This is a genomic window from Mycolicibacter virginiensis (genome assembly GCF_022374935.2).
GTDB classification, from domain to species: domain Bacteria; phylum Actinomycetota; class Actinomycetes; order Mycobacteriales; family Mycobacteriaceae; genus Mycobacterium; species Mycobacterium virginiense.
The window spans coordinates 1,766,297-1,791,037 of sequence record NZ_CP092430.2; the positions used below are offsets into that span (position 1 = coordinate 1,766,297).

Annotated in this window: 24 protein-coding genes; 17 read left to right on the forward strand and 7 right to left on the reverse strand. The window is 68.4% G+C overall.

The window, feature by feature from the left end:
- Positions 1-19: 19 nt before the first annotated feature.
- The 3 genes from MJO54_RS08590 to hisN form a co-directional block, all read right to left on the reverse strand.
- Positions 20-1,564: a xylulokinase gene (locus MJO54_RS08590; protein ID WP_046283879.1), complete on the reverse strand. Its 1,545-nt coding sequence runs from the start codon at positions 1,562-1,564 to the stop codon at positions 20-22.
- Positions 1,561-2,955, reverse strand: coding sequence for a pyridoxal phosphate-dependent decarboxylase family protein (locus MJO54_RS08595; RefSeq protein ID WP_046283880.1), 1,395 nt, complete (start codon positions 2,953-2,955; stop codon positions 1,561-1,563). Before MJO54_RS08595 ends, MJO54_RS08590 begins: the two co-directional genes overlap by 4 nt.
- Positions 2,956-3,319: 364 nt before the next feature.
- Entirely contained in the window at positions 3,320-4,114 is a 795-nt protein-coding gene (gene hisN / locus MJO54_RS08600; protein ID WP_434006629.1) for a histidinol-phosphatase, read from the reverse strand.
- 221 nt (positions 4,115-4,335) lie between these two features.
- Between hisN and MJO54_RS08605 the strand changes: the two genes are divergently transcribed.
- Genes MJO54_RS08605 through MJO54_RS08635 form a run of 7 tightly spaced genes read left to right on the forward strand, consistent with a single transcriptional unit; the run spans position 4,336 to position 11,231 of the window.
- Positions 4,336-5,748 (forward strand): ethanolamine ammonia-lyase subunit EutB, encoded by a 1,413-nt coding sequence (locus MJO54_RS08605; protein ID WP_046283881.1) that lies wholly within the window; start codon positions 4,336-4,338, stop codon positions 5,746-5,748.
- The gene (gene eutC, locus MJO54_RS08610) at positions 5,745-6,578 is read left to right on the forward strand and encodes an ethanolamine ammonia-lyase subunit EutC (RefSeq protein WP_240175793.1); all 834 of its coding nucleotides are present in this window, start codon (positions 5,745-5,747) and stop codon (positions 6,576-6,578) included. The genes MJO54_RS08605 and eutC overlap by 4 nt, the downstream gene beginning before the upstream one ends.
- Before the next feature lie 32 nt (positions 6,579-6,610).
- Entirely contained in the window at positions 6,611-7,528 is a 918-nt protein-coding gene (locus MJO54_RS08615; protein ID WP_259602887.1) for a LysR family transcriptional regulator, read from the forward strand.
- Between the two features lie 44 nt (positions 7,529-7,572).
- The gene (gene hrcA, locus MJO54_RS08620) at positions 7,573-8,616 is read left to right on the forward strand and encodes a heat-inducible transcriptional repressor HrcA (protein ID WP_046283883.1); all 1,044 of its coding nucleotides are present in this window, start codon (positions 7,573-7,575) and stop codon (positions 8,614-8,616) included.
- A gap of 33 nt (positions 8,617-8,649) precedes the next feature.
- Positions 8,650-9,801 carry a molecular chaperone DnaJ gene (gene dnaJ / locus MJO54_RS08625; protein ID WP_046283884.1) on the forward strand — a complete coding sequence of 384 codons (1,152 nt, stop codon included), beginning with the start codon at positions 8,650-8,652 and terminating at the stop codon, positions 9,799-9,801.
- A gap of 7 nt (positions 9,802-9,808) precedes the next feature.
- The gene (locus MJO54_RS08630; RefSeq protein ID WP_064888271.1) at positions 9,809-10,558 is read left to right on the forward strand and encodes a 16S rRNA (uracil(1498)-N(3))-methyltransferase; all 750 of its coding nucleotides are present in this window, start codon (positions 9,809-9,811) and stop codon (positions 10,556-10,558) included.
- On the forward strand, positions 10,551-11,231 hold the full coding sequence (locus MJO54_RS08635) for an AraC family transcriptional regulator (RefSeq protein WP_064888269.1): 681 nt from the start codon (positions 10,551-10,553) through the stop codon (positions 11,229-11,231). The genes MJO54_RS08630 and MJO54_RS08635 overlap by 8 nt, the downstream gene beginning before the upstream one ends.
- On the opposite strand, the gene MJO54_RS08640 is transcribed toward MJO54_RS08635, so the two are convergent.
- Complete coding sequence (locus tag MJO54_RS08640) at positions 11,232-11,879, reverse strand: class I SAM-dependent methyltransferase (RefSeq protein WP_240175794.1); 648 nt, start codon at positions 11,877-11,879, stop codon at positions 11,232-11,234. It abuts the gene before it with no gap.
- A 138-nt stretch (positions 11,880-12,017) separates the two neighbouring features.
- Between MJO54_RS08640 and MJO54_RS08645 the strand changes: the two genes are divergently transcribed.
- The 7 genes from MJO54_RS08645 to MJO54_RS08675 all read left to right on the forward strand — a co-directional run bounded on the left by MJO54_RS08645 (position 12,018) and on the right by MJO54_RS08675 (position 18,971).
- Positions 12,018-13,070, forward strand: a complete 1,053-nt coding sequence (locus MJO54_RS08645) for a PhoH family protein (RefSeq protein WP_064888265.1) — start codon at positions 12,018-12,020, stop codon at positions 13,068-13,070.
- Positions 13,067-13,603 carry an rRNA maturation RNase YbeY gene (gene ybeY / locus MJO54_RS08650; protein ID WP_046283889.1) on the forward strand — a complete coding sequence of 179 codons (537 nt, stop codon included), beginning with the start codon at positions 13,067-13,069 and terminating at the stop codon, positions 13,601-13,603. The genes MJO54_RS08645 and ybeY overlap by 4 nt, the downstream gene beginning before the upstream one ends.
- Complete coding sequence (locus MJO54_RS08655) at positions 13,600-14,898, forward strand: hemolysin family protein (protein ID WP_240175795.1); 1,299 nt, start codon at positions 13,600-13,602, stop codon at positions 14,896-14,898. Before ybeY ends, MJO54_RS08655 begins: the two co-directional genes overlap by 4 nt.
- Before the next feature lie 90 nt (positions 14,899-14,988).
- Positions 14,989-15,897, forward strand: coding sequence for a GTPase Era (gene era / locus MJO54_RS08660; protein ID WP_046283891.1), 909 nt, complete (start codon positions 14,989-14,991; stop codon positions 15,895-15,897).
- Positions 15,898-15,981: 84 nt separating this feature from the next.
- Positions 15,982-16,656: a DUF5642 family protein gene (locus tag MJO54_RS08665; RefSeq protein ID WP_046283892.1), complete on the forward strand. Its 675-nt coding sequence runs from the start codon at positions 15,982-15,984 to the stop codon at positions 16,654-16,656.
- Positions 16,657-16,659: 3 nt separating this feature from the next.
- The gene (locus tag MJO54_RS08670; protein WP_240175796.1) at positions 16,660-17,517 is read left to right on the forward strand and encodes an SDR family oxidoreductase; all 858 of its coding nucleotides are present in this window, start codon (positions 16,660-16,662) and stop codon (positions 17,515-17,517) included.
- On the forward strand, positions 17,514-18,971 hold the full coding sequence (locus tag MJO54_RS08675) for a flavin-containing monooxygenase (protein WP_240175797.1): 1,458 nt from the start codon (positions 17,514-17,516) through the stop codon (positions 18,969-18,971). Before MJO54_RS08670 ends, MJO54_RS08675 begins: the two co-directional genes overlap by 4 nt.
- Before the next feature lie 26 nt (positions 18,972-18,997).
- Here MJO54_RS08675 and MJO54_RS08680 read toward each other — a convergent pair whose 3' ends face one another.
- From MJO54_RS08680 to MJO54_RS08690, 3 genes are all read right to left on the reverse strand, one after another.
- Positions 18,998-19,864 (reverse strand): sulfurtransferase, encoded by an 867-nt coding sequence (locus tag MJO54_RS08680; protein WP_240175798.1) that lies wholly within the window; start codon positions 19,862-19,864, stop codon positions 18,998-19,000.
- A gap of 14 nt (positions 19,865-19,878) precedes the next feature.
- A complete protein-coding gene (locus MJO54_RS08685) occupies positions 19,879-20,217 on the reverse strand; it encodes a hemophore-related protein (protein ID WP_046283896.1) in 339 nt (112 codons plus the stop codon).
- Positions 20,218-20,339: 122 nt separating this feature from the next.
- The gene (locus tag MJO54_RS08690; RefSeq protein WP_105295126.1) at positions 20,340-21,785 is read right to left on the reverse strand and encodes an amidase; all 1,446 of its coding nucleotides are present in this window, start codon (positions 21,783-21,785) and stop codon (positions 20,340-20,342) included.
- A gap of 74 nt (positions 21,786-21,859) precedes the next feature.
- On the opposite strand from MJO54_RS08690, the gene recO reads away from it, so the two are divergent.
- From recO to MJO54_RS08705, 3 genes are all read left to right on the forward strand, one after another.
- Entirely contained in the window at positions 21,860-22,657 is a 798-nt protein-coding gene (gene recO, locus MJO54_RS08695; protein WP_046283898.1) for a DNA repair protein RecO, read from the forward strand.
- A gap of 110 nt (positions 22,658-22,767) precedes the next feature.
- Positions 22,768-23,310 (forward strand): hypothetical protein, encoded by a 543-nt coding sequence (locus MJO54_RS08700; RefSeq protein WP_192830564.1) that lies wholly within the window; start codon positions 22,768-22,770, stop codon positions 23,308-23,310.
- Positions 23,311-23,446: 136 nt separating this feature from the next.
- Positions 23,447-24,667, forward strand: coding sequence for a class I SAM-dependent methyltransferase (locus MJO54_RS08705; protein ID WP_046283899.1), 1,221 nt, complete (start codon positions 23,447-23,449; stop codon positions 24,665-24,667).
- Positions 24,668-24,741: the final 74 nt, after the last annotated feature.

Genomic DNA, 24,741 nt, shown 5'->3' on the forward strand with positions numbered 1-24,741 from the left:
CCCGCCGCACGGGTCACAGTCAGCGATTGAGACGGCCGAACATGCCCTTCTGCGACTCGTAGAGCCCGGGGAACTCGGCGAAGAGTCGGTCGTACACTTCGTGATTGGCGGCTACCGGCTCGAATACGCCGTCGAGCGGGATCAGATCGCGTAGCTCGTCGCGATGCACGTAGCCCATGCCGATCCCGGCGAACAGTGCCGCGCCCCGCAACTGCGCGTTCAACGGATCGGCCACCCGCTCGCAGGTACGGCCGGTGACGTCGGCGATGATCTGGCACCACAGGTCCGAGCGCGCCCCGCCGCCGACGATCCGGATCGGTCCGGCGTTAGGGGCGAACCGATTCACGGACTCGAGCAGCCAGCGACTGTTGTAGGCGACTCCTTCGAGCACGGCGCGCACTAGGTCGGCGCGGGTGGTGGCCAGCGATAGGTTGTGGAAGCCGCCGCGGGCACGGCGGTCGTCGATGGGTGAGTGCTCGCCTTTGAGCCAGGGAGTGAAGATCACGCCGTTCGAGCCCGCCGGTGCCCCCGCCGCCACCGCGGTCAGGGCGTCGTAGTCCAGATCGTCGAATACGGTGTCGCGCAGCCATTGCAGCGCCCGGCCCGCGGTGTCCTGGTTGTTGACCAGCAGATAGGACGTCGGGTCGAGGCCCGCGACGGTAGCCAGCTGGTGGAACGCATCGGTCTTCTTGAACATCACCGGGCAGCTGATCCACGATGTGGTGGAAATGGTCAGGTGCAGCTCACCTTGGCGCACCGCACCCGAACCCACCGCCGCGCTGTGTAGGTCCGGAGTCCCGGTAACCACTTGGGCCGCGGGCGATATGCCGAGTTCGGCGGCGACTGACGGTGCCACCGGGCCGATGATGGAGCCGGTCGGCACCAGCGGCGGCAGCTTCGTCCGGTCGACACCGGCCATCCGCACCAGTACGTCGTCGTAGTCGAGCACCGCCAGGTTGCGGTTGTTGGTGAGCCAGCTGCCCATCATCGAGGCCCGCGACGCTGCCGCCCGTCCGGTGAAGCGCATGCCGAGGTAGTCGACCGGCTCCAGAAACCAACGGGTGGCCGCGAAGACCGCCGGGTCGCTGTGTTGCAGGTGCAGCATGTGCCCGACCGGGTCGTCGCCGCTGGGCGAGGGGACGCCGCCGTTGCGACGAAGCCAGTTGAGCAGGACCCGTGGCCGGTAGCCGGCCACCCGACCGCCGAATGCCCTGCGGCTGTACGGAGCGCCGCGGGTGTCCATCCACATCACGCAGGGGCCCACCGGGCGACCCTCGGTGTCGACGGGGATGGTGCTGGCCCATTGCCCGGTGATCGACACCCCGGCTACCTGATCACCGTGGACTCCGCTCTCGGCCAGCCCGCGTTTGGTGGCGTCGCGGATGATCTCCCACCACAGACCGGCGTCCTGGGTGGCGGCCCCGTTCGGCCCGTATTCGGTCGAGACCGTGATGAGGTCCGACCACAACACGGTGCCGTCCAACGACACGAAACCGACTTTGGGTCCACCAGTGCCGAGGTCGACGGCCAGAACGACGCGATCGACGCGCTCCGCACCACTCATAGGGGCGGCAAGGACTGCTGGGTGTCGAGGATGTGTTCCATGAACCCTTCGATGAACTCGGCCGCCTCGGCGGTCATCCCGCCAGGAACGCCGCCGTAGACCGCAGCGCTGACCGGCGCCTCGCCGGCGGCGGTCTTCTTCTTGGCGTACTCGACCGCGTCGTCGAGGTCGGCGGCGAACGCCTCCGCCACGCCGGGCTGGGTCTGGGGCCGGGTGACGGCCATGTGGATGGCGTTCGGGTACTGCTGGCCGTTGAAACGCCAGCCCTTGGGCTTCATCGCGTCGGCGACGTGATAGATGTCGAATTCGTCGGAGCGGAAGCTGAAGCAGAACGTCGGGGAGCCCAGGATCATCAGCTCGGGGTGGCTGCGCACGGCGTCCTGCATGGTGGATGCCGTCTCGAGGATCGCCTTGGCGTAGGCCCGGTAGCCCTCCCGGCCCAGCTGCACCATCGATGCCCACGCGGCGGCGATCAGCCCACCCGAGCGTGAGCCCTCGATTCCCGGCGAGTGGTATTTGCCGCCGGACCACTCCGGCAGGTAGAAGTACTGCGCGTTGCGGTAGGCCTTGTCGCGGAACAGCAGAGTGGAAGCGCCTTTCAACGCGTAGCCGTACTTGTGGTTGTCCGCGGAGATGCTGGTGACCCCGGGAACCCGGAAATCGAACAGGGGGACGTCGTAGCCCAGCTCCTGGGCGAAGGGCAGGACGAACCCGCCCAGACAGCCGTCGACGTGCAATCCCACCCCGCGCTGCTGGGCCAACTGTCCCAGTTCGGGAATCGGGTCGACGGTGCCGTAGCCGTAGTTGCAGGCCGAGCCCATGATCGCGATGGTGTTCTCGTCGATGTTGTTCGCCACCCAGTCCACGTCCGCCTGGGTGGTCTGCGGATCGATCGGCGCCGTGCGCAGCTCGATGCCGAACAGATGGCAGCCCTTGTCGAAGGCCGGGTGACCGGTTTCGGGCTTGATGAAGTTCGGTCGGGTGATGCCCCGGTGCTTGGCGGCGTGCTCTCGGTAGGCCAGCAGCGCGTGGATGATGCTGCCGGTGCCGCCGGTGGTGACCATTCCGACCGGCTCGGTGTCGGTGATGGCTTCGGCGTGCATCAGGTCCAGGGCCATCGCGATGACTTCGCCCTCGAACTTGTTGGCCGACGGACAGATATCGCGCTGCAACACATTCACGTGGGCGAACAGCCCGAACGCCTCATCGAGGAAGCGGTAGTGCTCATGGTCGCCGCAGTACATGGTCCCGGACACCTTGCCGGTTTCCCAAGTGGTGTCCTCGGCCTGCGCCATCTCACGCAGCTCCGCGAGCACTTCGTCCCGCGGCCGGCCCTGCTCGGGCAGCGTGCGGTTGACCGTGAAGCGGTCCGTGTAGGGAAAGTCGGACATGGTGAGAGCAGATCCTCCATCTTGAGGAGCCTTCGGGGTCAGAAACCCCGAGGGATCATCGTGTTGTTGTTCGCACGCGCAATAGCAGAGCTAACCACGGCCGACCGACGTGGCGTCACATCACGTAGTGCGCGCTGCGTCGTTATCACGCCGACTGCCCCGCCGCGGGCCGCAGTGAAATGCCTGAATTCATGATCTCCTGCGCATCTGAATGGCGGCTGCGGGGATAGCAAGAATTACCGCCACATTTTGTTCAATGGCCGCGGGCCCATAATGTCAAATGGCCGACGAGAATTCCAACACCAAAAATAGCCAGTATTCACAAACTTTTGTTGTTAATCGGGCGCTCGGGGATGCTGCCGTGCTAGGCCATGCCCAGGCTGTCCAGCACCGCCGCGTGCAATGCTGCGTTGCTAGCCACTGCGCTGCCGCCGTGGGGGCCGGCGGTGCCGTTGAGGTCGGTGAAGGTGCCACCCGCCTCGCGGACCAGGATGTCCAGGGCAGCCATGTCCCACAACGACAACGAGGGTTCGACCACGATGTCGAGTGCGCCCTCGGCAAGGAGGCAATGGGCCCAGAAGTCGCCGTAGCTGCGCGTTCGCCATACGGCGTCGGTCAGATCCAGGAACCGTTGACGCAGTCCCAGGTGCGCCCACTGCGTGAGACCGGCGAACGACAGGCTCGCCGAACCGAGGTCGGCCACCGCGGAGACCGACAGCCGGCGCGGCGCCTCGCCGCCGACCGCGGCGAATGCGCCCAGGCCATCCCCGGCCCACCACCGCCTGCCCAACGCGGGGGCGCTGATCGCACCGACACGCGGCACGCCGTCGTCGAGCAGGGCGATCAAGGTGGCCCACACCGGCACGCCGCGCACGAAGTTCTTGGTTCCATCGATCGGGTCGATGACCCACTGGCGGCCGCTGAAGGTCGCGCTGCCGCCGAATTCCTCGCCCAGCACGTCGTCGTCGGGCCGATCGCGCGCCAGTGAGTCGCGCAGTGCGACCTCCACCGCACGGTCGGCGTCGGTGACCGGAGTGAGGTCCGGCTTCGTATCGACCCGCAGGTCCAGCGCCCCGAATCGGTCCATCGTCATGGCATCGGCCAGGTCCGCCAGGCCCAGCGCCAGGGTCAGATCGTCATCGATGGATTCTGCTGCAATTCCCACAAGCGGGGGACAGTACCACCGGGTTGGGATATTTCCCCGCTCGCCGACGAAATAGCGGAATTATGGGATCGCGTCGCCGATATGTAAAACTGGGTGCGCGGGTTGCATTTTTCTTCGCCCGTGACTCATATCGGCACGACGCCATTTCCGCATCACCCGTGCGTGCGGTCGTCGATGCGATCAGGGAAATCCCGGTACAGCGGAGGGGGCCTGCGGTGACTACATACACGCAGACGCTGGCCGGCACCACCTACCGCTTCGACGGCCTGATCGACCTGCTGGCCAAGGCCACCCCGCGCCGATCCGGTGACGAACTGGCCGGCTGCGCCGCCGCCAGCGACGCCGAACGAGCCGCGGCGCAATGGGCATTGGCCGATGTCGGGCTGGACACCTTTCTGCGTGATCTCGTCGTGCCCTACGAGACCGACGAGGTCACCCGGCTGATCATCGACCGCTACGACCGTGCGAGCTTTTCCGCGGTGTCGCATCTGACCGTCGGCGGTCTGCGGGACTGGCTGCTGGAGGTGGCGGCCACGCCGACCGCGGCCGACACCCTGCGCCGGGTCGCGCCCGGGCTGACCCCCGAGATGGTGGCCGCGGTCAGCAAGCTCATGCGAAACCAGGACCTGATCGCGGTGGCGCGATCGGCAACGGTCACCAGCGCGTTTCGCACCACGCTGGGCTTGCCGGGCCGCCTGGCGACGCGGCTGCAACCCAACCATCCGACCGACGACCCTCGAGGGGTCGCCGCGGCCACGCTTGACGGGCTGCTGCACGGATGTGGCGACGCGGTGATCGGGATCAACCCGGCCACCGACTCGCCGCAGGCCACCGCCGATCTGCTGTACCTGCTCGACGACATCCGGGTGCGCTACCAGATCCCGACGCAGTCCTGCGTGCTCTCGCACGTGACCACGACCATCGAGCTGATCGAGCAGGGTGTCCCGGTCGATTTGGTGTTCCAATCGATCGCCGGCACCGAGGGCGCCAACCGCAGCTTCGGCGTGAGCCTCGATCTGCTGCGTACCGCCCACGACGCGGGGCGTTCACTGCAGCGCGGGACCGTCGGGGACAACGTCATGTACTTCGAGACCGGCCAGGGCTCGGCACTGAGCGCGCACGCCCACCTGGGCAGCGGAGGCCGGCCTGTCGATCAGCAGACCCTGGAGGCCCGGGCCTACGCGGTGGCCCGCGAATTCGCGCCGCTGCTGGTCAATACCGTGGTCGGGTTCATCGGGCCGGAATACCTCTACGACGGCAAGCAGATCGCCCGGGCCGGGCTGGAGGACCACTTCTGCGGCAAGCTGCTCGGCCTGCCGATGGGTGTCGACGTCTGCTACACCAATCATGCCGAAGCCGACCAGGACGACGTGGACACCCTACTCACGCTGCTCGGCGTCGCCGGCTGCAACTTCGTCATCACCGTCCCCGGCGCCGACGACGTGATGCTGGGCTACCAGAGCATGTCCTTTCACGACGCGCTCTACGCCCGCCGTGCGCTTGGGTTGCGGCCAGCGCCGGAGTTCGAGGCGTGGCTGCAGCGCCTCGGTATCGCCGACGAATCCGGTCGGGTGCTCCCGCACGCGTTGGAGAGCTCGCCGCTGCGCTCACTGGCGGCTCCGGCATGAGCCTCGCTGAAGTGGACCTCTGGCAGGACTTACGCCGCCACACCCAGGCGCGTATCGGCCTCGGCCGCTCCGGTGACGGCCAACCGACCCGTAGCGTGCTGGAGTTCCGGGCGGCGCACGCCCTGGCCCGCGACGCAGTGCGCCAACCGCTTGACATCGAGCACTTGGCGCAGCAGGTGGCCGCAGTGGGCCTCGGTGAACCCGTGGCGGTCACCAGCCAAGCGGGCACCCGTGCGGAATACCTGCGCCGCCCCGACCTTGGTCGGCAACCCAAGGATTTGTGTGAAATCCCATGCAGTACAGCGCAGGTGGGATTCGTGCTGTGCGACGGGTTGTCCCCGTCGGCGTTGACCGAACACGGTGTTCGGTTACTACGTGCGTTGGTCGAGGTGGTGGGCGCTCACCGCACCATCGCCGCACCGGTGATCGCCACCGGCGCCCGGGTGGCACTCGGCGACCACATCGGCGAAGCGATGGGCGTCCAGACCGTGGTGGTGCTGATCGGTGAGCGGCCGGGACTGTCGGTGGCCAGCAGTCTTGGGCTGTACCTGACGCACCTGCCGCGGCCGGGCCGCACCGACGCCGAACGCAACTGCGTGTCCAACGTGCACCCGCCGGACGGCCTCGGCTACCTCGAGGCTGCCCGCGTCATCGATGCGCTGATCACCGGCGCCCGGCAGCTGGGCCGTTCGGGCATCGACTTGAAAGCGGTGTCGGGAGGTGCACTGGACGGGCAGCTTCCACGCGGCGGTCCCAGCTCCGGCTCTCCTTCGTCGGGCCTCGCTGAACCGCCGGATCGAACCACGCTCGATCAACACCGGGTGTCTTAAGATCGACCACCATCGACATCAACACGCGAAAGCTGCGCCACTTCGTGGTGGCTGCTGAAGAACTGCACTTCAGTCGGGCGGCGGCGCGAGTCCACCTGGCGCAGCAGGCACTGAGCCGGCAGATCAAAGACCTCGAAGACGAACTCGGCGTCAAGCTGTTCGAACGCAACACTCGCAACGTGACGCTGACGCCCGCCGGCGAAGTCTTCCTGGAGGGCGCGCGTGGCGTCTTGGCCGCGCTGGACAGCGCCACCGCAGCAGCGGAACAGGCAGCCCGCGGGGTGGTCGGCACGCTGCGGCTGGGGTACGTACCAGGCGCCGCCCTGGAACTGACCGCACCGATCATTACCGAGTTCCGGGAACGTCACCCCGAGGTCACCATCGAGATGCGGGAATTCCAGGTCAGCGATCCATCGGCAGGATTGGCGTCGCGGGCCACCGACGTGGCGTTCCTGCGGTTGCCGCAGAGCACACCGAACATCAACACCGAGATCCTGGCGATCGACCCCGTCGTCGCCATGGTGTCGACCTCGCACCGTCACGCCGGACGCACATCGGTGTCGGTGCGCGACCTGCTCGACGATCCGATCACCCAGTCGTCCAGCGTCGACGAAGCCCATCACGCGTTCTGGAGCCTGGCCGCGGCGCGCACCGCTGCGCCGAAGGTCGACGTGGTACGCGCTGATTCGATCACCGAGGAGGCGCAGGTGGTCGCCGCGGGCGCGGCCATCGCCATCACCAGCGCGGCGGCCGCGCACTTCATGCCGGTGACCGGGGTCCGGTTCCTGCCGATCGAGGACTGGCCCGGGTCGGCGATCGCGGTGGGCTGGATCGACGACGAGCCGTCCTCGCTCGTCTCCCACTTCGTCGACGTCGCCTGTTTGGTGCGAGATCGCGAGCCTGGCATCGTGCACGGCATCGAGCACCGGCTGTTGGCGGCGTCACCGTAAAATCGAGAGCGGCCGTAGCTGTTCGAAGTAGGAGGTGAGCACCCATGGGTGTGGCCGATGACCGCCGCTTCGAGGTACTGCGTGCCATCGTCGCCGACTTCGTCGCCACCAAAGAGCCGATCGGCTCCAAAGCACTGGTAGAACGGCACAACCTCGGGGTTTCTCCGGCCACCGTGCGCAACGACATGGCCGTGCTGGAGGCCGAGGGCTACATCGCCCAGCCGCACACCAGTTCCGGGCGGGTGCCCACCGAGAAGGGCTATCGGGAGTTCGTCGACAGAATCGACGACGTCAAGCCGCTGTCGTCCGCGGAGCGCCGGGCGATCCTGTCGTTCCTGGATTCCGGAGTCGACCTCGATGACGTGCTGCGCCGCGCGGTGCGCACCCTGGCGCAGCTGACCCGCCAGGTGGCCGTCGTGCAGTACCCGACGCTGTCGGTGTCCACGGTGCGCCATCTTGAGGTGATCGCGCTGACCCCGGCGCGGTTGTTGCTGGTGGTCATCACCGACTCCGGCCGGGTCGATCAGCGCATCGTCGAGTTGGGTGAGCCCATCGACGACCACCAGCTCAGCCAGCTGCGGGAGATCCTCGGCGCCGCACTGGAGGGCAAACGGATCTCGGCGGCCTCTACCGCTGTCGCTGAACTCGCCGGGCACCTGGACGGGCGCAGCGGGCTGTCGCCCGGCCTGGCCAACGCGGTGGGGCGCTCGGCGACCGTGCTGCTGGAATCGTTGGTCGAGCACCGCGAGGAACGCCTGCTGCTCGGCGGCACCGCCAACCTGACCCGCAACGCCGCCGACTTCGGCAGCTCGCTGCGGTCGGTGCTGGAAGTGCTGGAAGAGCAGGTTGTGGTGCTGCGGCTGCTCGCCGTGCAGCAGGAAGCCGGTAAAGTCACGGTGCGCATCGGTCACGAGACCGAGGCTGAGGAGATGGCCGGCGCCTCGATGGTGTCCACCGCTTACGGGTCGCAGGGCACCGTGTACGGGGGCATGGGGGTGCTGGGTCCCACCCGGATGGACTATCCGGGAACGATCGCCAGTGTCGCAGCAGTTGCTATGTACATCGGTGAAGTGCTCGGGGCTCGCTAATCTCCGGCTGACAGAAGTTGGAAAGGGTCAGGCGTGGCACGCGACTATTACGGCTTGTTGGGCGTCGATAAGGACGCCACCGACACCGAGCTCAAGCGCGCCTATCGCAAGCTGGCGCGCACCTACCACCCCGACGTCAACCCCGACGAGGCAGCGCAGGCCAAGTTCAAGGAGATCAGCGCCGCTTACGAGGTGCTGTCCGACCCGGAAAAGCGTCGCATCGTCGACCTCGGCGGCGACCCGCTGGAGAGCGGCGGGGGCGGCAATGGCTTCGGCGGCGGCTTCGGGGGAGGCTTTGGTGGCCTCGGGGACGTGTTCGAGGCGTTCTTCGGCGGCGGCGCGGCCTCCCGCGGCCCGACCGGACGGGTCCGGCCGGGGTCGGACTCGCTGCTGCGCATGCGCCTGGACCTCACCGAGTGCGCCACCGGCGTGACCAAGCGCGTCACCGTCGACACCGCCGTGCTGTGCGACCGCTGCCAGGGCCGCGGCACCAACGGGGACTCACGCCCCATGACGTGTGACACCTGCCACGGCCGCGGCGAGGTGCAGAGCATGCAGCGCTCGCTGCTGGGCCAGGTCATGACCTCGCGGCCGTGCCCCACCTGCCGCGGAGTCGGCGAGGTGATCCCGGACCCGTGCCACCAGTGCGGCGGCGACGGCCGGGTGCGCTCGCGCCGTGAGATCAGCGTCAAGATCCCGGCCGGCGTCGGCGACGGCATGCGCGTGCGGCTGGCCGCCCAGGGTGAGGTCGGGCCCGGTGGGGGACCGGCTGGTGACCTCTACGTCGAGGTACACGAACAGCAACACGACATCTTCGCCCGCGACGGCGACGACCTGCACTGCCACATCTCGGTGCCGATGGTCGACGCGGCGCTGGGCACCACCGTCACCGTGGAGGCGATCCTCGACGGCGCCACCGAGATCACCATCCCGGCCGGCACCCAACCCGGGGCGACCATCGTGCTGCGCGGCCAGGGCATGCCGCAGGTGCGCACCGGGGTGCGCGGTGACCTGCACGCCCACATCGAGGTGGTGGTCCCCGAGCGCCTCGACAGCCACGACACCGAGCTGCTGCGCAAGTTCAAACAGCACCGCGACCGCGAGACCGCCGAGGTCCGCTCGGCGCACACGCCGAACAGCGGCGGGCTGTTCAGCCGACTGCGCGAAACCTTCACCGGGCGCTGAGCCTGCGGTGGCAGGCCTGTTCTACGTCGATGCGCTGCCCGAGGTGGGTGCGCTGGCCGTGCTCGACGGCGACGCCGGGTTCCATGCCGCGACGGTGCGCCGGATTCGGCCCGGTGAGCAACTGACCCTCGGCGACGGTGCCGGGGTGGTGGCGCAATGCCAGGTCGAGGAGGCCGGGCGCGGCGGGTTGCGGGCCCGGGTGCTGGAGCGTTGCCAGGTCGAGCCACTCAGCCCACCGGTCACCGTGGTGCAGGCGCTGCCCAAATCCGAACGATCCGAGCTGGCGATCGAGCTGGCCACCGAGGCCGGCGCCGACGCCTTCATAGCCTGGCAGGCCGACCGGTGCGTGGCCCGCTGGGACGGCGCACGCGCCGACAAGGGAGTGCGGCGCTGGCAGGCGGTCGCCCAAGCGGCCGCCGGGCAGTCCCGCCGGGCCCACATTCCGCCCGTGCACGGGTTGCTGACCGGCGCCGAGCTGGTGTCGTGGGTCCGCGAACAGGTGGCTGCCGGCACAACCGTGCTGGTCCTGCACGACGCGGCCGACGTCGCATTGGCCGACACGGTCGGGGCCACCGTGTCGGCACTGGCCCTGGTGGTGGGGCCCGAAGGCGGAATCACCGAGGCGGAGCTGGCGGCGTTGACCGGCGCCGGTGCCGTCGCCACGCGGCTGGGCCCCACCGTGCTGCGCACCTCGACCGCGGCGGCCGTCGCGTTGGGCGCGCTCGGGGTGCTCACGCCGCGCTGGGGGAGTGAATAGTCCGGCGGGTTCGGCGCCGTCGCTGAGCATCAGCGACGGCTACGCGGTGTATCGCGGCCCGGTGGGCGGCGGCGGCCCGATTCACCGCCACGGTGCGTTCCAGATCGTGGTCGCCGGGCGAGACGAAGTGGCGATGGTGGACCTCGCCGGCACCCACCATCGGGCCGCCGCGCTGGTCGTCTCGCCGATGGCGCCGCACCGCATCCTGGCCATCCGCGACCTGATCACCTACTTCATCGAGCCGCACTGCCTATTCGCCGACCGACTGCGGCAACGCTATGACGCCGGCATCGCCGCCGCCCCCGAACTGGGCGAACTGCGCGAGTCCGATGTCGCGGCCGCCTGCCGGGGACAATCGGAGGAGCTGGATCCGCGCCTGGTGACGGCGCTGGCCATGCTGGCCGGCAGCAACATCGCGATGCCGAGCCTGGCCGCCGAGATCGGCCTCTCGCCGCAGCGCCTGCGCGCGCTGGCGCGCCGGGAACTGGGGATGCCGCTCACCCGCTGGCGGGTCTGGTCACGGCTGCGCCGGGCCGTCGAAGCCCTGCAGTCGGGCATGCCGCTGGCCGAAGCCGCCATTGCCGCGGGGTTTTCCGACCAGGCCCACTTCACCCGGCAGATGCGGGAGATGATGGGCCTGACGCCGTCGGTGGTGCTGCAGGCGCTGGCCTGATCACCGTTTGCGGGCGGTATAGATCGAGATCGTCCCGTTGATGGTGGCCACCACGTCGGCTTCGCGAACATCGGTGAAGCCGGCGGCTGAAATCAGCTCCGGCAGAACACCATCGGCGTTGGGCTGGGTATCGGTCTTGCCGTCGGCGAACTGGACGAACCGAAACGCCAGGCGCATCAGCGGAGTCCGCTGCCACCCGAAGTCGGCGATCACCAGCCGCCCGCCCGGCCGCAGCACCGCGAACATCGACGCCAAGATGGCCCGCTTGACGTCCATCGGACATTGGTGCAGCACCAGAGAAGACGTCACGCCGTCCATCGACTCCGCGCCCACCGATGCCACCAGGTCGTCGCCCATCCCGGTCAGCCAACGAACTCGGCTGTGGGCATCCTTTTGCCGCGCCACCGTCAAGATCTCCGGATCGGGGTCCAGGCCCACGATGTTGGCCTGCGGCTCCACCCGAGCGGCCAGCAGCGCTAGCGATCCGGTACCGCAACCCACGTCCAGGATCGTGTCGTCGGGACGCGGCGCCAGATGCATGACGGTCAGGCCTCGCCACAGCCGTTCGCGCGTCAACGCCACCACATAGTCGAAGAACCGGGCCGGCGCCAAGCGGCCCAGGGCAGGGGTGAAGGTTTCCTCGCTCATACCCGGCAGTTTCGCCCGCGCGGCACCACCCCGTCTTGAACGAACCGCTCATCGGTGACGGTAGGCGGTAGACTCAAGCGTCCGACTCATCGCCGTCCCCACGGCACAAACCCCCAGGAAGCAGGCATCGGAAACCCCGTGACGCCCCGCGATACCCCCGCTGCCGGGCCGGCCTCGCAGGTTCGCAGCAGCGTCGATATTCCACCCGACCTGGTCGTGGGCCTGCTGGGTTCTGCAGATGAGAACCTGCGTGCCATCGAACGGCTGCTCTCTGCCGACCTGCATGTGCGCGGCAACGCCGTCACCATCTCCGGAGCGCCGGCCGACGTCGCCCTTGCCGAGCGGGTGCTCTCCGAGTTGGTGGCGATCGTGGCCGGCGGGCAGTCCCTGACGCCCGAAACGGTGCGGCACAGCGTCGGGATGCTGGTGGGCACCGGCAACGAGTCGCCAGCCGAAGTCCTCAGCCTCGACATCCTGTCGCGGCGCGGTAAGACCATCCGGCCCAAAACGCTCAATCAGAAGCGCTACGTCGACGCCATCGACGCCCACACCATTGTGTTCGGCATCGGCCCGGCCGGAACCGGCAAGACGTATCTGGCGATGGCCAAGGCGGTCAAAGCGCTGCAGACCAAACAGGTCACCCGCATCATCCTGACCCGTCCGGCGGTGGAAGCCGGTGAGCGACTGGGGTTTTTGCCCGGCACCCTGAGCGAGAAGATCGATCCGTATCTGCGCCCGCTCTATGACGCGTTGCACGACATGATGGACCCGGAGCTGATTCCCAAGCTGATGAGTTCCGGTGTCATCGAGGTGGCGCCACTGGCCTACATGCGTGGCCGGACGCTCAATGACGCGTTCATCATTCTCGACGAGGCGCAGAACACCACCGCAGAACAGATGAAGATGTTCCTCACCCGGCTGGGCTTCGGGGCCAAGATCGTGGTCACCGGTGACGTCACTCAGATCGACCTGCCCGGCGGGGCTAGGTCCGGGCTGCGGGCCGCCGTGGACATCCTCGATGACATCGACGACATCTACGTCGCCGAGCTCACCAGCGTCGACGTCGTCCGGCACCGGCTGGTGTCGGAGATCGTCGACGCCTACTCACGCCACGAATCCGAACAGGTCCAGCCGGGGCTGGCCATGAACCGGGCGTCACGGCGCGCCTCGCAAGGCAGGTCACGCCGATGAGCATTGAGGTCTCCAACGAATCCGGTCTCGACGTCTCCGAAGTCGAGCTGATCAGCGTCGCCAAGTTCGTGCTGGCCAAGATGGACGTCAATCCCGGTGCCGAGTTGTCAATGGTGCTGCTGGACACCGCGGCGATGGCCGACCTGCACATGCGCTGGATGGACCTGCCCGGGCCCACCGACGTCATGAGTTTCCCGATGGACGAATTGGAGCCCGGCGGCCGGCCGGATGCTCCCGAACCCGGTCCCTCGATGCTCGGCGACATCGCTCTGTGTCCGGAGTTCGCCGCCGAACAGGCTGCCGCAGCTGGCCATTCGCTGGGCCAGGAACTGGCGCTGTTGACCGTGCACGGCGTGCTGCACCTGCTCGGCTACGACCACGCCGAGCCGGATGAAGAAAAAGAGATGTTCGCGTTGCAGCGCCGTCTGCTCGAGGAGTGGGTCGCCGACCAGGTGGAAACCTACCGGGCCGAGACCCAGAGCGAGAAGGACCGCCGGCTGCTGGACAAGACCAGGTATTTCGACGAACCGTGACCGGAACACCGCTGCTTCTCGGCGTGATTGCGCTGATCGGTCTGGGCGGGTTGTTCGCGGCAATCGACGCCGCGGTCAGCACCGTCTCGCCGGCGCGGGTCGAGGAGCTGGTGAGAGCGAAGCGACCCGGCGCGGTCTGGCTGGTCAAGCTGATGGCCGAACGTCCTCGCTACATCAACCTGGTGGTGTTGTTACGCATCACCTGCGAAGTCACCGCGACCGCGCTGCTGGTGTTCCTGCTGCACGCCGTGCTCGGCCTGGACTGGGGCCTGTTCGCCGCCGCCGCGGCCATGGTGGTGGTCAGCTTCGTGGTGATCGGGGTGGGACCGCGCACCCTGGGCCGGCAGAACGCCTATTCGATCGCGCTGGCCGCAGCGCTGCCACTGCAAGTCCTATCGGTGCTACTCGCCCCGATCAGCCGCGTGCTGGTGGTGCTGGGGAATGCGCTGACCCCGGGCCGCGGCTTCCGCAACGGGCCGTTCGCCTCCGAAATCGAGCTGCGCGAAGTGGTCGACATGGCTCAGCAGCGCGGCGTGGTGGCAGCTGACGAACGCCGGATGATCCAGTCGGTCTTCGAACTGGCCGACACCCCGGCCCGCGAAGTGATGGTGCCGCGCACCGAGATGGTCTGGATCGAACGTGACAAATCGGCCGGTCAAGCCACGTCTCTGGCGGTGCGCAGTGGGCATTCCCGCATCCCGGTGATCGGTGAGAACGTCGACGACATCCTCGGTGTCGTCTACCTGAAAGACCTTGTCCAACAAACCTATTACTCGACCAACGGGGGGCGTGACACCACGGTGGCGCAGGTGATGCGACCGGCCGTCTTCATGCCAGACTCCAAGGCGCTCAACGCGCTGCTCGAAGACATGCAGCGCAGCCGCTATCACATGGCCCTGCTGGTCGACGAATACGGCGCGATCGCCGGACTGGTCACCATCGAGGACGTCTTGGAGGAGATCGTCGGCGAGATCGCCGACGAGTACGACCAAGGCGAAGTCGCTCCGGTGGAAGAGCTGGACGGCAACAGATTTCGCGTCTCGGCGCGGTTGCCGATCGAAGATGTCGGGGAGCTCTACGGGGTGGAGTTCGACTCCGGTCTCGACGTCGACACGGTCGGCGGGTTGCTCGCGCTGGAGCTGGGCCGCGTTCCGCTGCCCGGCGCCGAGGTAGTGTCACACGGCCTGCGCCTGCGGGCCGAGGGCAGCCGCGACAGCCGCGGGCGGGTGCGGATCAGCACGGTGTTGGTCAGCCCGGTCGAGCCCGCCGGTGAGGAGTCCGCAGTTGAGCAGTGACGTACCAGTCGTGCGCGCGTTGAACGTGCACTCACGACGACAATTCACCCGAAATCTCGTGCTGAGAACACGTTCGGCGAAAGGCGGCTCGTGACTGGATCGGATTCCGGGTTCCATTCCGGCTTCGTATGTTTCGTCGGCCGGCCCAACACCGGCAAGTCAACTCTCACCAACGCCCTGGTGGGTGCGAAGGTGGCGATCACCTCCAACCGCCCGCAGACCACCCGGCACACCATCCGCGGCATCGTGCACCGCGACGACTTCCAGATCATCCTGGTCGACACTCCCGGCCTGCACCGTCCCCGGACGCTGCTGGGCAAGCGGCTCAACGAGTTGGTCAAAGACACCTACTCCGAGGTCGACGTCATCGGCCTGTGCATTCCGGCCGACGAGGCCATCGGGCCGGGGGACCGCTGGATCATCGAGCAGATCCGCGTCGTCGCACCGCGAACCAAGCTGGTCGTCGTGGTCACCAAGATCGACAAGACCACCCGCGACAAGGTGGCCGCGCAACTGGTCGCGGTCGGTGAACTGGCGCCGGAAGCCGAGATCGTTCCGGTGTCGGCGGTCAGCGGCGAGCAGGTCGACGTGCTGATCGACGTGCTGGCCGCCGCGCTGCCCGTCGGGCCGGCCTTCTATCCCGACGGTGAACTGACCGACGAGCCCGAAGAGACCCTGATGGCCGAGTTCATCCGGGAAGCCGCCCTGGAGGGGGTGCGCGACGAACTGCCGCATTCACTGGCGGTGGTGATCGAGGAGGTGCGCCAGCGTGAAGATCGTGACGACCTGATCGAGGTCTATGCGCTGTTGTATGTAGAGCGCGACAGCCAGAAGGGGATCGTGATCGGCCGCGGCGGCGCCCGGCTGCGCGAGGTGGGGACGGCGGCGCGCACTCAGATCGAGAAGCTGTTGGGTACCAAGGTCTTTCTCGACCTACGGGTCAAAGTGGCCAAGAACTGGCAGCGCGACCCTAAGCAGCTCGGGCGGTTGGGCTTCTAGAGCGGGGGCAGCTTGGCGCGTATCGCGCCCAATCCGGGTGGCCACCGCCCGCCGCCGGGGAATCGACATTGGTAGATTCCTTGGATGCCCGTACGCAAGTCGTTGCTTGTCTCCTCGGTTGGCCTCTTGGTGTGTGCGCAAGCACTGGCCGGCTGCGGGGGAAGCCAGAAGCCGGTCGACACCACCAAGCTGTTCAACGTCCAGTCGACGTTCGGCTCGGACTTCAAGACCCAGACCAAGGGTCCGAACGACATCGACCCGAAGATCCTCGGGCCGCAGAAGATGCCTCCCGGCGTGACGTTCGATCCCGCCGACTGCGCCGACTACGCGGCCAACACCGGTCGACCGCCCAAGGGCATCCGGGGCAAGATGTCGATGGTCTCGATCCTGGGCAACGGCAACCAGCTGGTCGCTATCGCTATGCAGTCCGACTCGGACCTGCCGTATGACGACACCGACGCCGAGAAGTGCAAGCACGTCTCGTTCAATGCCGGCAAGCTCACCGGCTACCTGGACGAGGTGGACGCGCCGCAGATCGACCACGCCAAGACCATCGGTTCGCACTCGGAGATCGAGATCACCGGCAAGGACGGCCAGCAGCAGTCCCGCGAGTCCTACACCTTCACCGCCTACCTGGGCAGTGCGCTGGTGCAGGTCACCGCGAACCCGCAGCCGGTCCGCGGCCAGCCGCCGACGATGGTCGACGCCGACCGGGCGCGCCAGTTGCTGGTCGACGCGGTTTCGGCGCTGCGCGACTAGCCCATGGCGACGAAGCAGTCGGTCGGCGACGCCCGGGTGCTGATCACCGGCGGTGCGCGAGGGATCGGGGCGGCCACCGCCAAGCTGCTCACCGCCCGCGGCGCCCGCGTGTGGATCGGCGACGTCGACGAGGACGCCTGCCTGCAGACCGCCGCCGAACTCGGCGTCTGCGGTGGCCGGCTCGACGTGACCAGCGCGGCGTCCTGGCGGGACATGCTGGCGCGGATCGAGGCGTCTGACGGCCCACTGGACATCCTGGTCAACAACGCCGGGGTCATGCCGCTCGGCGCCTTCGAAGCCGAGACCGAACAGGTCAGGGATCTGATCCTGGACGTCAACATCCGCGGTGTGCTCAACGGTATGCAGGCGGTGCTGCCCGGGATGGCCCGGCGCGGCCACGGCCATGTCGTCAACGTTGCCTCAATGGCCGGCATGATTCCGGTGCCGGGCATGGTCACCTACAACGCCAGCAAGTTCGCGGCCCTGGGGGCGTCGCTGTCCGCGCGGCGCGAGTACGCCGGCACCGGTGTCGCGGTCTCGGCGGTGCTGCCCTCGGCGGTGCGAACCGAGCTGACCTCCGGCGCCCCGCTGGGCGGCGGTATGCCCACGATCGATCCCGAGGATGTGGCGGCGGCGATCTTGGCGGTGCTGCGAACCCGTGCCGCTCGCCGGTCGGTGCCCCGCTGGGTGGCGCCGGCGTGGTCGACGACCGCGTTTGTGCCGGAGTGGCTGCAGAGTCTGGCCCGGCGGCTGGTCGACGATCGGCGGGCGTTGACGTCCATCGACGCCGCAGCACGCAGTGCCTACACCGAGCGGGTGGACAGGCAGGCCCGCGCCCATCGTGGCGAGGCGGCCCCGTGACCGCGCGTGAGCCCCGCGTCCTCATCATCGGGGCGGGCGTCGCGGGAATCACCACCGCCCACGTTCTGCGGGAGCAGGGCTTCACCGATGTCACCGTGCTGGAGAAGGGCTCCGACGTCGGCGGGGTCTGGTACTGGAATCACTACCCGGGACTGCGATGCGACGTGCCTTCGCAGATCTACCAGTTCGGGTTCGCGCCCAAACCCGATTGGCAGCACGCCTGGGCCACCGGCGCGGCGATTCAGCGCTATCACCGCGACGTCGTCGAGCAGCTCGGGCTGGCGGAGCTGATTCGGCTCGACACCGAGGTGACCGACGCGCAATGGGACGAGCGTCGGCACTGGGTGGTCACCACCGCTGCCGGTGAAGAGTTGGTCGCCGACTTCCTGATCTGCGCGACCGGCGTGCTGCACCACCCGTTTATCCCCGAGATCCCCGGGCTGGCAGACTTCGCCGGGCCGGTGGTACACACCGCCCGTTGGGACGACGCGCTCGACACGGACGGGAAACGAATCGCGGTGATCGGTACCGGTTCCACCGGTGTGCAGGTGGTCTCCGCCCTGCAGCCCGATGCCGCATCGATCGCCCACTATGTGCGTTCGGCGCAGTGGATCCTGTGGGCGCCCATGTCGCTTCGGCAGGTGCCCGGCGTCGCCGCGGTCCTGGCACGCTTGCCGAAGTTGCATCGCACGCTTTACCGGCTGATGGCGTTCGGCGGATCCCGAGTGCTGACCGACGTCACGACTCGTCCCACCTGGCGACGCCGGGCGGTGCAGGCCTACGCCCGGGCCTGCTTGCGAATCCAGGTGCGCGACAAGACGTTACGGGCCAAACTCCAACCGGACTATGAGCCGTTGTGTAAACGCCAGGTGGTGTCGGGAAGCTACTACCGGGCCATCCGCGCCGATAACGCCGACCTGGTCACCGACGACATCGCCGAAGTCACCCCCAACGGTATTCGCACCGCCGACGGCACCCACCGCGACACCGACGTCATCGTGCTGGCGACCGGCTTCCACGCCCACAACTACATGCGCCCCATGCGGTTGCTCGGCCGCGACGGGATCAGCATCGACGACGCCTGGGCGAAGGGCCCCCGCGCCTACCAGATGACCGCGATTCCCGGATTCCCGAACCTGTTCACGGTGTTGGGGCCCAATTCGCCCACCGGGTCGATCTCACTGCAGTACACCTCAGAACTGACCGCTCGCTACATCGCGCAGTGGCTGGCGAAGTTCCGGACCGGCGAGCTGGCCACCGTCGAGGTCACCGATCAGGCCACCACCCGGTTCAACGATGATGTCGCGATCGCGATGGGCCCGACGGTGTGGAACACCGGCTGCAACTCGTGGTACCTCACCGAGGGCGGCAACGTGGATCTGTGGCCGTTCGACCGCGCGACGATGAAGGCGATGCTGGGCAGCCCAGATCCGGCGGACTTCCACCTCAGCTGACCCAGCCACCTGGGCTGATGCGGCCCTCAGTCTTCGCCGCGTGCCACCGGCCGGGACGGATCCGCACTCCACTGCGACCATGACCCCGGGAACATGGCCGCCGAGCGGCCACTGGCGGCCAGTGCAGCGACGATCACCGTGGCACTGATTCCCGAACCGCAGTAAGCGCCCACCGTGTCGTCGGCACCGACACCGCGGTCGGCCAGCAGTCCGGCGATCGCGTGGTCGGGCAGGAAGGTGCCGTCGGCGTCCAGCAGAGCGGTAAACGGCAGGTTCTTCGCGCCCGGGATGTGACCGGCGGCCGCATCGATCGGCTCCACCTCGGCGCGGAACCGCTCGGGGGCGCGGGCGTCGAGCAACGCCAGCGAGCCGTCGCGGGCGCCGCCGCCCGCCTCGTCGGCGGTCAGCGTAGGCCGCAGGCCTTCATAGAGGTCTTCCGGCAGCAGGGTGACATTGCCCGGCGCGGGGGAGACCTCTCCGGTTTCCAATGCGCCGCCGGCCCTTGCCCAAGCCGGCAGGCCACCGTCGAGAATCCGGACGTGCGCCACCCCTGCGGTGGTCAGCAACCACCACAACCGTGCGGACGCCGCCCGATTCCAGTCGTCGTAGACGACTACCGGCCGATCACGCCGCACGCCCCATCGGCGGGCGGCGGCTTCCAGATTGCGGCCGGTCGGCAGCGGATGGCGGCCCCGACCGGGCACGGTGTGATCGGACAACTCGTCTTCGAGAGAGACATACACCGCGCCCGGCAGGTGGCCGTCAAGATATGCCTGACGCCCGTCCGGTGCTTCCAGGCTCCAGCGGACGTCGAGGATGGTTACCGGATCACCGGCCCGCACGAGCTCGGTGAGCTCCGCGGGGGTGATCAGGACCTTGCTACGCGGACCCACCGCGGGAATTCCGCTCAGTAGTTGTTGCAGGAGCCGGCGACCTGGGTGATGGTGCCGACGTACTGCTGAGCCTCCGGCATGGCCTGGACCATGCCGGCCAGCTGCTGACGCTTGGCCGGCGGCGCGTTCAGGAACATCTGCAGCATGCCCTGGGCGTTCGGGTTGGCGTCGAACTCGGCGGCTGCGGAGGGGTTCTCCGCGACCAGCGCCTGATGCACCTGCGAGTAGCTGCAGGTGGTGTTGATGATCGGGCCGAGGTCAGGGCTCGCGGATGCGAACCCGGCTCCGGCGGAGAGCGACAGAGCCAGACTGCCAGCTGCGACAGCGAACCTGGTCAACGACAGAGAGGCCATTTTGCGGACGCCTTTCACCAGTGCACCTTTACGGGGTTATGAAGACCTAAGTCAAGACTGGCCAAGCTTAGCCGACCACCACGCAACTCGCTGAAGTCGCAGCTAGCGGCGCTTTGGGGTGGTTACGAGCCGCCGGGCTCGGTGCGCCACCACGGGGTGGGTTGCCGGGCCGCCCAGCCGTTGATGCCCTCCAACTCAGCGGCCAGCGAGACCAGCAAGCCGTCGCTGTTGGCCGGCCCCATCAACTGCACGCCGATCGGCAGTCCCTCGGAGGTGAACCCGGCCGGCACGCTGATCGACGGCCACCCCAACAGGTTCCACGGCCAGGTCACCGGGCAGGCCGCGATCATGGTGCGGTCGGTCTCCCAGCTGCCCAGGTCGTCGAATGTGTTGGCCAAGGGTGGCGGCTGGGCGGTGGTGGGCGCCAGCACCACGTCGACGATGCGGAAGATCGAGCCCACCCGACGCTGATCCTGCGCCTCGTGGGCGCGGGCCTTGCGCAGCACGGCCTGCGACAGCAGCCGGCCGGTGCGCATATTGGACAAGGTCCGAGGGTCGAGGTTGACACCGCCGCCGAGCCGGTTGCCGGCGGCCCACACTCCGGCGGTGGACCGGGACAGAAAATTCCACGACAGCCGCAGCCCATAGTCGGGGTTGCCCGGGACCACGGTGTGCCCGAGCAGCCGCAGCTGCTCGGCGGTGCGGTTCAGCGCGGCCTTGATCTCCGGATCCAGCCGAGCCGGGAACCCGGTGTAGGGGAACTGGGTCGACAGCGCGATACGCAGTTGCCCCGGTGCGGTCCGCACGTAGTCGGAGACCTTTATCGGCGGCGGTTTGTGCAAGTCCCCTTCGGCGTTGCCGGAGACCGCGTCCAGCACCAGCGCGGCGTCCTCGACGGTGCGGGCCAGTACTCCGTTGACGGTGAGCCCGTTGAACGCCTCCGCCAGCGGCCAGGTGGAGATGCGGCCGCGCTGGGGCTTGATGCCGACCAGATGCGTCCACGCGGCGGGGATGCGCACGCTACCGGCTCCATCGGATCCGATGGCTGCGGCGACCAGGCCCGCGGCCACCGCGGCGGCGCTGCCTCCCGACGACCCTCCTGGGGTGTGCCGGCGGGACCAGGGATTGCGGGTGTGGCCGAACCCGGGGCCACTGGTAAACGGCCACTGACCCAACTCGCAGGTGTTGGTCTTGCCGACGATCACCGCGCCGGCGGCGCGCAGGCGGCGCACCACCTCGGCGTCATGGCCGGCGGGCTCGATGTAGCCGGAGGCGCCGAACGAGGTGGCCACCCCGGCGATGTCGGTGTCGTCTTTGACCGCGATCGGGATGCCCAGCAGCGGGGCGCGGTGCCCCGCGGCCCGACGCCGGTCGGCTTCAGCGGCGCTGACCAGCGCCGACTCGGTGAACACCACCCGGAAGGCGTTCAGAGTGGACTGGCTGGCGTCGATGGCGTGTAGCGCCCGACGCACCAGGTCGACAGAGGTCGCCTCGCCGCTGGCCAGCTGGTAGAGCTGCTCGGTGAGGGTGGGGAAGCGGGTGCCGGACGGCGCGGGCGGGTGGGTCATCGGTGATGAGAGTATCGGCGTGCCGTACCGGTGGGTGTCGTCGAAACACCGCCTCGCGATGCGAAACTGGTCCGATGCGGCTGTACCGGGACCGGGCGGTGGTGCTGCGCCAGCACAAGCTCGGCGAAGCCGACCGGATCGTCACTTTGCTCACTCGCGACCACGGGCTGGTCCGCGCGGTGGCCAAGGGGGTGCGTCGTACCCGCAGCAAGTTCGGTGCCCGGCTGGAGCCGTTCGCCCACATCGACGTTCAGCTGCACCCGGGTCGCAATCTCGACATCGTCACTCAGGTGGTGTCGGTGGACGCGTTCGCCTCCGACATCGTCAGCGACTACGGCCGCTACACCTGCGCCTGCGTGATCTTGGAGACCGCGGAACGCCTGGCCGGTGCCGAGCGAGCCCCGGCGACGGCGTTGCACCGGCTCACCGTTGGGGCGCTGCGCGCGGTGGCCGATGGTCGGCGCCCCCGTGAGCTGGTACTGGACGCCTATCTGCTGCGTGCCATGTCGGTGGCCGGGTGGGCACCGGCACTGACCGAGTGCGCTCGTTGCGCCACCCCCGGTCCGCATCGGGCGTTTCACGTCGCGGCCGGCGGCAGCGTCTGCGGGCACTGCCGCCCGGCTGGGTCGACCACCCCGCCGATGGGCGTGCTGGATCTGATGTCGGCATTGCATGACGGCGACTGGGAGGTCGCCGAGCTTTCCACGGCGGCGCATCGCAGCCATGCCAGCGGATTGGTGGCCGCGCATCTGCAGTGGCACCTGGAGCGGCGGCTGCGGACACTGCCGCTGGTGGAGCGGGTTCAGCAGCGGGCGGCCGGGCACGATGCCGAGGCTGAGGTTCAACCCCGGGCCACCGGCAGCGACGGCTGATAGACCGGCACCTACCTGGGGATTGTGTCCGTTTCGGTGGACTATGCGGGCGTCGGCGGTAGGCTGATGCGACTTTACGATCCCTAGGTTCAATCAGGAAGGCAGGCCGAATGTTTCACGACACCGGGTGGGGGCGCTGGGCGCACAGGACGACACCGGGCTACGGAGCCGGTATCGGTGCGGCGGCCGGAGCGCTACTCGTCGTGGGAATGATCCCGGCCGTGGCTTCCTGTGCGCGGGCCGCCGAACCCGGTCCCGTTGCCGGGATTACGGCGCCGTTGCCGGCGAACGGCCCCGGTGCTGACGGCGCAGATGGGGCCGACGGCGCTAACGGAGCTGACGGTGCTCCCGGAGCCGACGGTGCCCCCGGCGCCGGTGGTCTGGGCGGCCAGGGCGGTAAAGGTGGCCAGGGCGGCAAGGGCGGCCAAGGCGGCAAGGGTGGCGCCGGAGGCCAAGGCGGTAAGGGCGGCGCAGGCGGCCAGGGCGGCCACGGCGGCCATGGTGGTGCCGGTGGTGCTGGCGGTGCCGGTGGCGCGGCGGGCCCCGGCGGCCAGCCCGGCGAGGGTGGTGCCGGCGGTCTGGGCGGTGCGCCTGGGCCGGGCGGAACGCCGGGCCAGCCCGGGCAGCCCGGCCAGCCGGGACGTGCCGGCTAAGCCAGCCGCAACCGAACCATTCCGGTGCGTTGAGCGCTCCCCAGTGGAGTCGCCTCCCGACGCGCCGGCATAAACGGCCCCCGCTAAAGTCTGATCCGATCCGGCGGGGGGCAATTCGACAAGGAGCCACAAAGAAGTGACCGAGAATCCACGTGCAGATGTCGTCTCCCGGCAGTACGAGCGTTGGACCTACCCGCCGCCCATCAACGACCTGCAGGCATGGTCGGCCAACAACTGGGAGTGGTTCGACCCGAGCCACGCGCACCGGGTGCTGTGGCCGGATCGCGAGTACCGCCCTGACCTCGACATCCTGATCGCGGGCTGCGGTACCAACCAGGCGGCGGTCTTCGCCTACAACAACCCGCAGGCGCGGGTCGTGGCGGTCGACATCAGCGCGTCGTCGTTGGGGCACCAGCAGTACCTCAAGGACAAGCACGGGCTGTGGAACCTGGAGCTGCACCAGCTGCCGATCGAGGAGCTGTCCACGCTCGGCCGAGACTTCGACCTGGCGATCTCGACGGGCGTGCTGCACCACATGGCCGACCCGAAGGTGGGCATGAAGGCGATCGCCGACCGTCTGCGGCCCGACGGCGTCGCCGGCATCATGCTCTACGCGCGCTACGGCCGCATCGGCATCGAGATCCTGGAGACGGTCTTCCAGGACCTCGGGTTGGAGCAGAGCGACGAGTCGATTCAGACCGTCCGCCAGGCCATCCGCCTGCTGTCGCAGGATCACCCGGTCCAGCCCTACCTCAAGATCGCCGGCGACCTGGCCTCGGACTCGGGCCTGGTAGACACGTTCTTGCACGGTCGGGCGAAGAGCTACGACGTCGACGGCTGCATCGATCTGGCCAACTCGGCCGGCCTGGACTTCCAGGGCTGGCTGCTCAAGGCGCCGTACTACGCCCACGATGTCGCGGTGCCGTCGGCCGGCTTCTACGACAAGGTGAATGCCTTGCCGGAGGAGAAGATCTGGTCGGTGATGGAGCGCATCCACACCCTCAACGCGCGGCACTTCTTCATCGCCACTCGGCCCGAGCGGCCCAAGAGCAGCTACCAGATCGACTTCTCGACGCCCGAGAGCCTCGACTACGTGCCGCTGTTCCGTTGGAAGTGTGGCTTGAACGGCAACGAGATCTTCCGTTCGGGCTGGCGTATGCCGCTGAACCCGGCGCAGCTGCCGTTCGTTCAGAGCATCGACGGTCGTCGCAGCATTCGCCAGATCGCCGCGGACCTGGCGCAGGCCGCCGGCCCGGGGCGCGGCAGTGCGGCGGACCTGGAGAAGTTCGGTCGCAAGTTGTTCCAGTCGCTGTGGCGTCTGGACTTCGTCGCGGTCGATCTGAGTGCCGGTTCCTGATCGTCGGTATGGCCGGTAAGCCGCCGCGGCGACCGCATGGTCGCCGCGGGCGGCGCCGGCACGGTCGGGCAGGA

What these genes read in the sequence shown, in the direction of transcription:
- MJO54_RS08700 (WP_192830564.1), top strand. Translation starts at nt 22,768, where the DNA reads ATGTTTCACGACACCGGGTGGGGGCGCTGGGCGCACAGGACGACACCG.
- MJO54_RS08595 (WP_046283880.1), bottom strand. Translation starts at nt 2,955, where the DNA reads ATGTCCGACTTTCCCTACACGGACCGCTTCACGGTCAACCGCACGCTG.
- MJO54_RS08590 (WP_046283879.1), bottom strand. Translation starts at nt 1,564, where the DNA reads ATGAGTGGTGCGGAGCGCGTCGATCGCGTCGTTCTGGCCGTCGACCTC.
- MJO54_RS08690 (WP_105295126.1), bottom strand. Translation starts at nt 21,785, where the DNA reads ATGACCCACCCGCCCGCGCCGTCCGGCACCCGCTTCCCCACCCTCACC.
- hrcA (WP_046283883.1), top strand. Translation starts at nt 7,573, where the DNA reads ATGGGTGTGGCCGATGACCGCCGCTTCGAGGTACTGCGTGCCATCGTC.
- MJO54_RS08670 (WP_240175796.1), top strand. Translation starts at nt 16,660, where the DNA reads ATGGCGACGAAGCAGTCGGTCGGCGACGCCCGGGTGCTGATCACCGGC.
- recO (WP_046283898.1), top strand. Translation starts at nt 21,860, where the DNA reads ATGCGGCTGTACCGGGACCGGGCGGTGGTGCTGCGCCAGCACAAGCTC.
- eutC (WP_240175793.1), top strand. Translation starts at nt 5,745, where the DNA reads ATGAGCCTCGCTGAAGTGGACCTCTGGCAGGACTTACGCCGCCACACC.
- MJO54_RS08640 (WP_240175794.1), bottom strand. Translation starts at nt 11,879, where the DNA reads ATGAGCGAGGAAACCTTCACCCCTGCCCTGGGCCGCTTGGCGCCGGCC.
- MJO54_RS08685 (WP_046283896.1), bottom strand. Translation starts at nt 20,217, where the DNA reads ATGGCCTCTCTGTCGTTGACCAGGTTCGCTGTCGCAGCTGGCAGTCTG.
- MJO54_RS08665 (WP_046283892.1), top strand. Translation starts at nt 15,982, where the DNA reads ATGCCCGTACGCAAGTCGTTGCTTGTCTCCTCGGTTGGCCTCTTGGTG.
- ybeY (WP_046283889.1), top strand. Translation starts at nt 13,067, where the DNA reads ATGAGCATTGAGGTCTCCAACGAATCCGGTCTCGACGTCTCCGAAGTC.